The sequence below is a fragment of the Okeania sp. SIO3B5 genome (assembly GCF_010692555.1).
Taxonomy (GTDB): domain Bacteria; phylum Cyanobacteriota; class Cyanobacteriia; order Cyanobacteriales; family Microcoleaceae; genus Okeania.
Map to the genome: position 1 here is coordinate 1 of NZ_JAAHHG010000288.1, position 12,655 is coordinate 12,655.

The window sequence follows — 12,655 nt, forward strand, 5'->3', positions numbered from 1 at the left end:
TCAATAGTTTCTAATTTCCTTTTTCAAGTAAGTAATAAGTCAGAAGGAAAAAGTCAGAAGGATATAAATCAATAGTTTCTAATTTCCTTTTTCAAGTAAGTAATAAGTCAGAAGGAAAAAGTCAGAAGGATATAAATCAATAGTTTCTAATTTCCTTTTTCAAGTAAGTAATAAGTCAGAAGGAAAAAGTCAGAATGATATAAATCAATAGTTTCTAATTTCCTTTTTCAAGTAAGTAAGAAGTCAGAAGTCAGAATGATATAAATCAATAGTTTCTAATTTCCTTTTTCAAGTAAGTAATAAGTCAGAAGTCAGAATGATATAAATCAATAGTTTCTAATTTCCTTTTTCAAGTAAGTAAGAAGTCAGAAGTCAGAATGATATAAATCAATAGTTTCTAATTTCCTTTTTCAAGTAAGTAAGAAGTCAGAAGTCAGAATGATATAAATCAATAGTTTCTAATTTACTTTTTAAAGTAAGTGAGAAGGAAAAATTCAGAAAGATATAAATCAATAGTTTCTAATTTCCTTTTTCAAGTAAGCAAGAAGTCAGAAGTCAGAAGTCAGAAGGATATAAATCAATAGTTTCTAATTTCCTTTTTCAAGTAAGCAAGAAGTCAGAAGTCAGAAGTCAGAAGGATATAAATCAATAGTTTCTAATTTCCTTTTTCAAGTAAGCAAGAAGTCAGAAGGAAAAAGTCAGAAGGATATAAATCAATAGTTTCTAATTTCCTTTTTCAAGTAAGTAAGAAGTCAGAAGGAAAAAGTCAGAATGATATAAATCAATAGTTTCTAATTTCCTTTTTCAAGTAAGTAAGAAGTCAGAAGGAAAAAGTCAGAATGATATAAATCAATAGTTTCTAATTTCCTTTTTCAAGTAAGCAAGAAGTCAGAAGGAAAAAGTCAGAATGATATAAATCAATAGTTTCTAATTTCCTTTTTCAAGTAAGTAAGAAGTCAGAAGTCAGAATGATATAAATCAATAGTTTCTAATTTCCTTTTTCAAGTAAGTAATAAGTCAGAAGTCAGAATGATATAAATCAATAGTTTCTAATTTCCTTTTTCAAGTAAGTAAGAAGTCAGAAGTCAGAATGATATAAATCAATAGTTTCTAATTTCCTTTTTCAAGTAAGTAAGAAGTCAGAAGTCAGAAGGATATAAATCAATAGTTTCTAATTTCCTTTTTCAAGTAAGTAAGAAGTCAGAAGTCAGAATGATATAAATCAATAGTTTCTAATTTACTTTTTAAAGTAAGTGAGAAGGAAAAATTCAGAAAGATATAAATCAATAGTTTCTAATTTCCTTTTTCAAGTAAGCAAGAAGTCAGAAGGAAAAATTCAGAAGGATATAAATCAATAGTTTCTAATTTCCTTTTTCAAGTAAGCAAGAAGTCAGAAGTCAGAAGTCAGAAGGATATAAATCAATAGTTTCTAATTTCCTTTTTCAAGTAAGTAAGAAGTCAGAAGGAAAAATTCAGAAAGATATAAATCAATAGTTTCTAATTTCCTTTTTCAAGTAAGTAAGAAGTCAGAAGGAAAAAGTCAGAAGGATATAAATCAATAGTTTCTAATTTCCTTTTTCAAGTAAGTAATAAGTCAGAAGGAAAAAGTCAGAAGGATATAAATCAATAGTTTCTAATTTCCTTTTGGCAGTATTATTGTAAGCATTTCCTGCGGAATGCTGCGCAAACAGCTATCAGCAGTCAGCTAGCCTCCTCCGGAGGAACTACGTTAACAGCAATTAGTAATTATTCATTACTTCTAAGGTTTTGTCCTCGGACTCATGGCAGTAACTTTTTATTCTTTTTCAATTTCAAAGGTTGTTTTTACCGAATTATTAATAATTAATAATTAATAATTAAATAATTAAGGTTTAAAGCCTCCCCTTTTAAGGGGAAAAAAAAGAAATAATATCTCCTTATATTCAATCAAGAACGGTTTTAACCAGAGGTAATTATCAATTATCCATTATCCATTATCCATTAATGAAGCGGACCCAAAATTAATAGCTGATAACGCAGTTCCGACCATAGGAGGCTAGCTAATAGCTGACGGCTGTTTGCGTAGCATTCCGTAGGAAATGCTTACTTATTATTGTAATAGGTTAAAAATTAACTATACTACTTATTACTAGGAAAGGTCAACTTTCTGATATTTTTCCTAGTCAATACAGCAAAAAGCAAAATAAACTAGAGATAAACAATGTCAATTATAAAATTTTTAACCATCACGTCAATTTTCTTATTAACAACAGTAGGTACTATCTCTAATGATAGTATATCTGAAGCAAAAAATAATAAGAATCTTGTCTCTCAAAATAATTATTTCCAATTAGCTGAAGCTAACTCAGTCGAAAATTTACAAGATATTATCGGAGGAGATACACAGGTAGAAAAAGTAGTAGAAGGTTTCAAATTTATCGAGGGACCTGTCTGGCATCCTGACGGTTTTTTACTATTTAGTGATATTCCAGAAAATACAATTTATCAATGGCAACCTAATCAAGAAATCAAAGTATTTCGTCGTCCTTCTGGGAAGGCTAATGGTAATACACTTGATTTACAAGGAAGATTAATTACTGGAGAACATAATAATCGTCGGGTATCGAGAACTGAAAAAGATGGAAAAATAATTACACTTGCTGATGAATATAACGGTAAACGTCTGAATAGTCCCAATGATTTAGTTGTTAAATCAGATGGAAGTATTTATTTTACCGACCCTCCTTATGGAATTAAATCAGAACAAGAAGAATTAGGTTTTTATGGTGTTTATAAGATTGCACCAAATGGTAAATTAACTTTATTAGTTGATGATTTTATTCGCCCTAATGGTATTGCTTTATCACCTGATGAAACTAAACTTTATGTTAATGATTCTGAAAAAAGTCATATTCGTGTTTTTGATATTAAGTCCGATGGAACTCTAGAAAATGGAATAATTTTTGCTGAGTTAAAAGACTCAAATAAACGAGGTGTACCTGATGGAATGAAAGTAGATTTGCAAGGAAATATTTATAGCACTGGACCGGGAGGAGTTTGGGTTTTTTCTCCATCAGGAAAGTTATTAGGAATTATTGCCGTACCAGAAAAAGTTGCTAATTTAGCATGGGGAAATAATGACTATAAAACTCTTTATTTAACAGCTAGTAAAAGTCTCTATCGAATTACTCTTAAAGTTACTGGAGTTAGACCGTTCAACTAAAGTCAAAAGTCAAAAGTCAAAAGTTAGAAGTTAGAAGTTAGAAGTTAGAAGTTAGAAGTGATATTTTAGGTATTTAAAACCTCTACTCTACAGTAATTTCAGCTTATTATTTTATTTCATCAGTTAGCAACTATTTGTGACATTTTTTAAGTTAATTGCTATAATACCATTTTGAAAAAAGAATGTTACGAATAATAAGAATCATAAATAAACTTTCAAATAAAGTCTATTTGACGAAAAAGACAATTTACAACATCAAAAAAGGTATTAAATCTATCCCCATACGAATTCTGGATTCTGAATTCTGGATTCTAAGAAATACCCTAGCTATTTGTAGCAAACATTTATCAAATTGGTATAATACCAATTTAAAAAAATAATGTTACGAATAATAAAGGAATTAAAATATTTTATAGGAGATTTATCTTGGAAAAAAAAGATAAATTCATACCTAAAAACTGCGATTAAAGCTATTTCCAAAGTTCAAGGTTAGTTTTTTCCAATACTTTGAATTATCTTTAAATCTCTCAATACTAATTCCTGCTATAAAGCCAATAAATTAATAGCTGATAGCTGATAGCTGACCGCTAAATGCTTACCCTAAAACCTACCATCTATTAAATATTCACAGCCAAATTAATGTTAAATAATTCTCTATCTAAAACATCATATCAAGCAGTATTTCTTGGTTATAACTTTTTACCAATAATTACTTGGAAAGTATTATCAAATCCTGCTGCTGAAATTGTGGCATTTTTCAACAACTATCGTATTCATAAACAGATTAAATATTTGACTGTCAATAATTACGATTTAAAGTTAGATATTTATCAGTCCCTCAAAAATAAACCTCACCCAGTAGTTATTTTTATTCACGGTGGTGGTTGGGTAGATCGTCCAAAAGAAGTAGAACTATTTTTTTTATTGCCGTATCTGAAAATGGGTTTTTCCATTGTGAATGTGGGGTATCGTTTGGCAGCACAGTCCTTAGCACCCGCAGCAGTAACAGACTGTCAGTCTGCTTTACGTTGGACGATAAAAAATGCCCAAAAGTATAATTTCGATCCTGAAAAAATCATTGTCAGTGGCTTTTCTGCAGGTGGGCATTTAGCTATGACAACTGCTATGTTACCTACTTCTGCTGATGAGGAATTGAAAGTAGCTGCGGTAGTCAATTGGTATGGCATTACAGATGTCAAAGATTTACTTGAGGGGCCGAATGTTCGAGATTATGCTCTGGAGTGGATGGGCAACCAGAGCGATCGCTTGGAAATTGCCGAAGGTATTTCTCCTATTAATTATGTACATTCTGAACTCCCACCAATTTTTACTGTTCACGGCGATGCCGACTTAAGTGTCCCATATAATCATGCTGTGAAATTTCACGAAGCACTTAATCAAGCGAATGTACCGAATCAATTATTAACTATTTCCGGAGGTGGACATGGAGGATTTAGTTATGGTCAAAATATGAAAGTTTATAAACATATTGAAGCTTTTTTCATAAAAAATGATTTATTAGGTGATTAAGAATTAGGTGGTGGTGAATAGTCATGGTAAAGGCCAGGTTGAGGCTTTTTAGCAACTCCCAATTCCTAATTAATATTTCTTTACTATTAATTTCGACTACCACCTAATTAACTTCCAAAATGGCTGGACAAACCAGAAAAAACTGAGGCAGTGTTGTTAACCTTAATCAATTAAGACAAATGTTATATCTGACTGAATTTTCAGTAGTTAATTCAGCAGTTGGTATGATGTCATCAACTTTATTAGCACAGCAAGGAAGATCTCAAACTATAAATGAATCTTCATTTCTATTTTTAAGTTTTCTTATTTTTAGTGGATACTTAATAATGGGGTTTTTATACTATAAGATTTACCAAAAATTAAATGTTGAAAATTCATGGTTTGCTTGGATTCCAATTTTAGGTACATATATTACTTTTAAAGCTGCTGATGAGCAAGAGCCTCTTTTATGGACAATTTTATCTTTTATTCCATGTATTAGTATCATTGCTTCGATTAAGCTAATTATAGCTTGGGTGAGAATCTTTAATAAGTTGAATAAATCTCCCTGGTTACTGTTGATATGTATCATACCTTTGGCAGCTTTCTTTGTCTTTGGATATGTAGCATTTACCTAAAAATTTTTCAACAAAAGAAGTATTCAATAATTAATAATTAATAATTAATTATTACCTCTCCTTGAAAACGGATAGGGTTGACTCAAAGGAAAATTTTTTCTTGTCCTTTAAAGGAGAGGCTTTAAACCTTAATTATTCGGTAATATTAATGTAAGTATTCAGCTCTTAGCAGTCAGCACTTCCCTGCGGGATGCTACGCAAACAGCAAATAATGAATAATTCCTTCTCAGGTTGAAGGAGCATACCTTGGCAGTAACTTTTAATTCTCTCTCAAATTTTCAATTGCTTTGATACCAAATTCAAGAAAGATTGTTACAGTAAAATATAGATGCTTAACGGAATTAAAAAATCTTCACTGTTTATTTATTATACCTACCACCTACCACCTAACACCTAATACCTTGAATAGCTAATGTAGCAATATTTTTTGAAAATGGTATGACTTCCTACTCTCATAAATAGCTGATAGCTGATAGCTGATAGCTGAATGCTTACATATTAATTAACTACAGGAGTAATTTGAACAATGCTAAAACTTAAATACAGGAAAGTAATTTTTCTGATTCTTATTGCTATTCTAGCAGGGGGATCAATGGCTGCTTATTCTCAATCAGAGACTAATTTTTTGCTCAAAACTGTAGAATTAGTTATGTTTCAACAAGCAGCAACAATTGTAATTTATCTCAGTTGTTTTGGTTGGGATATATTGCGTAGTCGTTAAGGAAGTCAGAACTCAGAAGTCAACCCACCCCTCGCCCCTCCCCCTCCCAGGAGGGGAAATAGAGGATTTGAGGAACTCTCCAAAAATATTTGGCCTTAAAAGGCGGGGTTTTAGACCCAATTATTTTGATAAATAAATTGAAATGCAAAAGTTTTCTGAATTCTTATCTGATAAAGAGCGATGTCAGCGATATGTCTATCTGGCGATCGCTCTTCTTCCTATTATTGGCAGCTACTTTTTGAATTTTGGGCTGAAGATACCATTTATAGGATGTCCACTGTTACGTTATATAGGTATTCCTTGCCCTGGATGGGGTTTTACCCGGTCCCTGATGGCAGTTGCACGAGGAGATTTAAGTCAAGCGATCGCTTATCATTTATTTGGGCCTGTATTTTTTGCTGTGTTTGTAATTGCAATTTTACATATTGTTTTGGAATTAATAAATAATCGAAAAATCCGAACATTTTATGTACCTTTAATTCAAAATAATCATTTTCAGATTTTTTGTTTTCTAGTTTTATTCGGCTATCATGGAACACGACTACAAGAGTTGTGGAAAACTGGAGAAATTTATAATTTTTTGATTCATTCCAACCTGGGAAATTGGTTGTTTGGGGTTATTAGTTAAAAGCAGGGAGTGTGGGGAGATGGGGAGATGGTGAATCTGGAGATAAATTTCCACCTTTTTCCCCTATTATATTTCTCTAGAGCAGGATGGCAGAAATAACTAACCAGTTAAAAAATCTTAAAAGCTATACCAATCAATACTTTTGACTTTTAACTTTTGACTTTTAACTTCCGCGTGGGAACGGGCAAGATGCCCATTCCACAAAACTATTAAAATCATCCCGCATTTATGCAACGTCTAATATGAAATATAAAAAAGAATGCTACCAATAATTTAGCTAGTTAAAAAACTTTACCGAAAAATCGTGGCCTCAAGCCTCCCCTTTTTTTATTGCCATATTTGAAAATGGGTTTTTCTGTAGGAAGTAATTTGCTATTTGATATAATTTCTCTAGTCAAACAAAATAATTAATTAGCAATGAATCTACAAGAACAAAATTGGACTAACTTATTTGGAAATCATACCCCAGAAGGAATAGCTTGGTATGGTATTTGGACTAGATATTCTCCAGAGTTAGAAGTTATAAAATCTTTTCAAGGTATCAGAAAATTCTCAGCTAATCAGGATAAAACAGTAATTACTCACCACAATAGTTATACTTATGCTGATGGTAGTACGGAAGAAAAACAATGGCAAATTGAGAAAGAAATTGCTAATCAACCAGATGGAATGATTCATCCGGCATTTCAATCAATGAGGACATTATCTTTCAGTAAAGAAGCCAAAACTTGGATGTGTCCACAATTAAAAATAGGGAATCGTTTTGGTTGTGAATTATTTTTCCAGCATCAAAATTTTCGGACTGGCGTTGTTTCTGGTTATGGAGAGAATGGTGAGCTAGCAGGATTTACACAAATTCGCGAACATCTTAATAGTTATCCTGAGCAAAAACCAGGAGCAGAATTAAAGAATATATCAGGAAATTGGGTGGGGAAAAAAGAGTCTATGACTCCCGATTTACAAATTTATCAAGAACCAGAACAAACAAAACTTGAGTTAGATCCAACGGTGGGTAAAAATAAAACATTTTTTCTGCCCGATGGTATAGTTATTAATGTTCCTAACAAGGTAAACATAGGAGAAGAATTTGAACTTATAGTAGGTAAGATGGTGATAGAAAATAAGTATAAACGAATGACTGTTAAATACGATAAAGATGGCAAATTTAAGCAGTTAATTTCTGAAGTATTTGACCGGAAAGATTAAACTAAAAAAAGTAAGCATTCAACCGTCAGCTATCAGCTAATAGCTGAATGCTTACTAAAAAAATAGTGATAGGTCATTTCAGTTATCAGTTATCAGTTATCAGTTATCAGTACCTCTGCAATAAGGAGGCTTGACATCAGGAATATTCTCTTGTTTGATATTATTTCTAGTTCAGTAGTAGACTGACACAGCTAAAGTGCAATAGATTTTTATTTCTAGGTGTCTTTATCTCCCTTACTTCCCTACTCCCCCACTCCCTAATGCACCATTGTCCAGTAGGGTGCGTTAGCGGAACGAAGTGGAGCGTAACGCACAATTTTTGATGTTGCTTGGTGCGTTACGCTATCGCGCTTCAGCACCCTACAGCTCTCTGCGTTAACTGCGTTAACTGCGTTAACAGCAACAGTACTCTCTCTTAATGAGACAGTGTTTAAATTAAAATAGTTTTTTATGATATAATTGAAAATCAATCACTTATACATCAAAAAAAACTAAATTTAGCAATGGTAATAGACATCTCCCATAACAAACCTCTTCCTAATTGGGAAAAATTACTACAAGTTGCTCAACAAAATACCACAGCAAAATGGATATTAAGAACAGAGCAAAGTCCTAGAACTGCAACAATATCTAGTTATATTGATCGACTAAACCCTGGAGAAAAATCTTCTGTTTTGCTTTATCGAGATACAAATGCTTGGTGTCCTTTTTGTGAAAGAGTTTGGTTAGCCTTAGAAGAAAAACAAATCCCTTTTGAAGTTGAGTTGATTAACTTAAAAGACAAGCCACAATGGTACAAGGATATGGTACCAACCGGGTTAGTTCCAGCAGTGAAAATTGAAGGGGAGTTAGTGTATGAGTCTAAAGATATTTTACTTGCTTTAGAAAATAAATTTGATAGTTTTCCTCTATTGCCAAAGGAACCTCAAGAAAGGTCTGTAGCTTTAGATATGATTGAAGCTTTTGAAAGTAATGGTTTAGTGAAGTCAGGATATCAGTTTCTCTTTTATTCTCGCCAGAATACAGAAATGACACCCGAACAAAAAGAGGTACAACTGCTGAGTTTGCAAACAACTTTTGAGACTAAGTTAGACCAGTTTGAGGAAACATTAGGTCAGTATCCTGGTGTTTATTTTATGCAGGAGTTTAGCTTGGTGGATATAATGTACACTCCTGCCATCAGAAGATTAGCAGTAAATTTACCTGTATTTCGGGGGTATTCTATACATAATAACGATCGCTTTCCTCGGATTAATCAATGGCTCATGGCGATCGATCAACGTCAGGCTTATCAACGTATAAAACCAAGCGCTCGAACTAATAATTTGGTCATGCAAAATATATTTAGTTTACAGCCTATTTACGAGGGTAAACCAGAACCTCAAGTAGAATTTGCAAGTCTGGAAAAAGACTATCGGATGGAGGCAGCAGGCAGATTAAGTAGTAACTACCAAACTCTTGTTGCTGATATTCTCAAAAATTCGGGAATTAAAACATGGGCGAGTCAGGAGAGTTTAGCAATCATTGAATCAGTTATTGACCTTTATTTAAGAGGTTTGGTTTATTATTTAATTGAGGGAAGTATACCATCATTTTCTGATCTCTCAGTTGATGCCAAAACTGAACAACAAAATGAAGTGAAGGAAAAAGCTGTTGCTGATCCTGCCGTGGGAGCGATCGCTCTGGCTTTTCTCAGAAACCGAGTTTGTGTTCCTCGTGATATGAGTGCAAATGCTGCGGTTGCTTTTCAAACAGCAATTGATAATATGTTGTCTTGTATATACTAAATTTATCAGTGCAGTAGGTGCGTTAGCGGAATGGAGTAGAGCGTAACGCACCATTTTTGATGTTGCTATTTGATCATAGAGAAACCGGGTTTATTTGATATGCCAGATCGTAGTAATATCATGTCCGGATAAGAGCGTGATAAAAAACTTTCTCCTTCAACTCCAGTTATTCTTCTTCCAACTTCAGTCTTCCCTCCTGACTCCTGAGGACTGAGGACTGACTCCTAAGTCGTTATTTATTTATAACTGTTCAACCGGACATGATATAACGCACCGTTTTTGATGTTGCCTGGTGCATTACGCTATCGCGCTTCAGCACCCTACTGGACTAATGGACTAACAGCACCTACTAGAGTATAATGTAGCTGACTTTTGTAAGGGCGTTAGCGCCAGCTTTGCGTTAGCAAATGGCCATTCGCCCTTACGACTCATGATATCATGTCCGGTAGCATCGGAGCGTGTATAAAACTAAGGTGACACTCTTGAGAAAACCTTCTGCCTCCCCCCCTTTCAAAGGGGGGTAGGGGGGATGCCTCCTGCCTTCCTTCCGCCAAAGTCTAACTATTCAACCGGACATGATATGACTCCTAGTTTCCTATGAAAATTCTCTTAGTTGAAGATGATAAACAAGTTGCCGATGCACTATCGGAAGCATTGCGCGATCGCAATTATGTTGTAGAAATTGCTCAAGATGGAACAGAAGGTTTAGAGCTGGCCAAAGCTTTTACTTACGATTTAATTATCCTCGACCTAATTTTACCGAAACTAGATGGAATTACTCTTTGCCAACAGTTACGAAGTTCAGGAGACCGGACATTAATTTTAATGTTGACAGGTAAAGATACTAGCGATGACCGAGTTTTAGGATTAGATGTAGGGGCGGATGATTATGTTGTCAAACCCTTTGAGATGAAAGAGTTACTGGCCAGAATTCGAGCATTGTTACGACGTCAAGAAACAACACTACCTCCTATTTTAGAATGGGAACGACTCCGTTTCGATCCTAATCATTATGAAGTCAAGTATAACGAGCAATTATTACAACTTACTCCCAAAGAATATGCTTTGCTAGAATTATTACTCCGCAGTAATAGTCGCATTCTCAGTCGTCGTGCTATTCTTGATAACCTCTGGGAATTTGAAGATCCACCAGAAGAAGAAACCGTTAAAGCTCATGTGCGTGGGTTGCGCTCAAAATTGAAAAATGCGGGGGCACCTGCTAATTTTATTGAAAATATATATGGTGTTGGTTATCGACTTAATCCTAATGTCTAATACTAATAGGAGTCAGGAGTCAGGAGTCAGGAGTCAGAATGAATTGCTTAAAGACCATTTTTGAGCTAGAAAATTCTCTTTTTCTCTTGGTGCGCGTTCCGCAAGGGAGCTGGCGTCGTCGCGGGGTTACGCCGCTTTGTCAAAGGGACATCTCCTTTAAAGTCTTTTAATCACGCTTATTATTCGTAACATAAATGGTATAAAATGTCTAATTTTCAACAGTTAAGAACGGTGCGATGGCATCTGATGCGCTTCTATTTGGGGATAATGGTAGCAACTTTAGGCGTATCATTTTTAGTTGTGGAACGTTGGGTAACTTACGACCTCAACCAACAATTTAATGACTACTTACTCCAGTTAGCAGAAGCAGCATCTCAAACCTTAGAAATTGTCAAACATGAATCTAATGAACACGAAGAAGGAGAATATGACGAAGACGAACTACCAGAAGAACATTACCAAAGTAATTATCCAAAAACTTATCCAAAACTTGCCGATCTAATGGCAGGATACGATCGCCACGGAACTCTTGCTGTTCCCAAACACCGTCTACTTTATTATGCTCAAGGGGTAGAATGGTTCGATGAAAAGCAAAAATTGATAATTAGAGAAGGCGATCTGGATGTCACCTGGTCTCTATCAGATAATTTAGAGCGTTCCGGTAATATTCTAGAACGAAATAAAATTCGTAGTTTAGTTCTGCCAGTATTTTACACGCTCCCTAAAAGCGAGACTGAAAGACTATCAGGTTATATTCGTGCCAGTCATGTTACTGAAATGTTGGATATTCAGTTAGAAAGACTACGATGGGGATTGATAATTGGTGGTGTGGTGGCAGTCAGCTTAACTGCATGGGGTGCAATTTGGTTAACCAACAAATCCTTACAACCCATTGCCCAAAGTTTTGAGAGACTGAAACAATTTACCGCTGATGCGTCTCACGAATTAAGGAGTCCGCTGACGGTAATTAAAAGTTCCATTTCTGTATTACAAAGTCATCCCGAACGTATCGATCCATTAGATAAAAATAAAGTAGATGCCATTGCTGATGCTAGTTATCGCATGACACACTTGGTAGAAGATTTATTGTTATTAGCACGTCTAGATGGTTCAGTTGCGTTGATGAGTCTGGAAAAAATTCCCCTTCCCTTAGATGAAATTCTCGAAGACACTATCGAATTTGCTCGTAGTGAAGCAGAAAAAAAAGATATTGACCTTAATTTCAATCTTGATTCAGATATCTGGGTTTTGGGAGATGGGCAACAACTACAACGGGTATTTTCTAATTTAATTGACAATGCTGTGCAATATACCCCTAAAGGAGGGAAAGTCACAGTTTCTTTGTTTGTCGATAATGAAACAGCAATTATTGCAGTAGAAGATACAGGAATTGGCATTGCTCCAGAAGAGTTACCCCATATATTTGAACGTTTGTGGCGGAGCGAAAGCGCCAGAATTGAACGACGAGAAGGAACAGGATTAGGCATGGCGATCGCTCAAACCTTAATTCAGGTTCATGGAGGCAAAATTGATGTAACCAGTAAAGTTGGTGTAGGGAGTTGTTTTTGGGTAAAACTTCCAATTTTAAGGAGTAGGGGAGTAGGGGGTTCTTGAGGAAACGGAGACACGGAGAAGGGGAGACACGGAGAGGGGGTTCTTTAGGAGACAGAGAAAGGGAGAGGGGGAGAT

9 protein-coding genes are annotated in these 12,655 nt (G+C 34.6%); all 9 read left to right on the forward strand.

Going from position 1 to position 12,655, the window contains the following annotated elements; translation table 11 throughout:
- Nucleotides 1–2,200: 2,200 nt before the first annotated feature.
- The 9 genes from F6K54_RS28595 to F6K54_RS28635 all read left to right on the forward strand — a co-directional run bounded on the left by F6K54_RS28595 (nt 2,201) and on the right by F6K54_RS28635 (nt 12,580).
- Nucleotides 2,201–3,202, forward strand: a complete 1,002-nt coding sequence (locus tag F6K54_RS28595; RefSeq protein ID WP_293085262.1) for an SMP-30/gluconolactonase/LRE family protein — start codon at nt 2,201–2,203, stop codon at nt 3,200–3,202.
- 639 nt (nt 3,203–3,841) lie between these two features.
- Nucleotides 3,842–4,732 (forward strand): alpha/beta hydrolase, encoded by an 891-nt coding sequence (locus F6K54_RS28600; protein ID WP_293085265.1) that lies wholly within the window; start codon nt 3,842–3,844, stop codon nt 4,730–4,732.
- Between the two features lie 179 nt (nt 4,733–4,911).
- Nucleotides 4,912–5,349, forward strand: a complete 438-nt coding sequence (locus F6K54_RS28605) for a DUF5684 domain-containing protein (RefSeq protein WP_293085268.1) — start codon at nt 4,912–4,914, stop codon at nt 5,347–5,349.
- Between the two features lie 526 nt (nt 5,350–5,875).
- On the forward strand, nt 5,876–6,070 hold the full coding sequence (locus F6K54_RS28610; protein ID WP_202225440.1) for a hypothetical protein: 195 nt from the start codon (nt 5,876–5,878) through the stop codon (nt 6,068–6,070).
- A 142-nt stretch (nt 6,071–6,212) separates the two neighbouring features.
- Nucleotides 6,213–6,698 carry a DUF2752 domain-containing protein gene (locus tag F6K54_RS28615; RefSeq protein ID WP_293085276.1) on the forward strand — a complete coding sequence of 162 codons (486 nt, stop codon included), beginning with the start codon at nt 6,213–6,215 and terminating at the stop codon, nt 6,696–6,698.
- 417 nt (nt 6,699–7,115) lie between these two features.
- Nucleotides 7,116–7,904: a DUF3598 family protein gene (locus tag F6K54_RS28620; RefSeq protein WP_293085279.1), complete on the forward strand. Its 789-nt coding sequence runs from the start codon at nt 7,116–7,118 to the stop codon at nt 7,902–7,904.
- A gap of 503 nt (nt 7,905–8,407) precedes the next feature.
- Nucleotides 8,408–9,691, forward strand: a complete 1,284-nt coding sequence (locus tag F6K54_RS28625) for a glutathione S-transferase family protein (protein WP_293085281.1) — start codon at nt 8,408–8,410, stop codon at nt 9,689–9,691.
- A 597-nt stretch (nt 9,692–10,288) separates the two neighbouring features.
- The gene (locus F6K54_RS28630; RefSeq protein ID WP_293085283.1) at nt 10,289–10,966 is read left to right on the forward strand and encodes a response regulator transcription factor; all 678 of its coding nucleotides are present in this window, start codon (nt 10,289–10,291) and stop codon (nt 10,964–10,966) included.
- Between the two features lie 204 nt (nt 10,967–11,170).
- The gene (locus F6K54_RS28635; RefSeq protein WP_293085286.1) at nt 11,171–12,580 is read left to right on the forward strand and encodes a cell wall metabolism sensor histidine kinase WalK; all 1,410 of its coding nucleotides are present in this window, start codon (nt 11,171–11,173) and stop codon (nt 12,578–12,580) included.
- Nucleotides 12,581–12,655 lie beyond the last annotated feature (75 nt).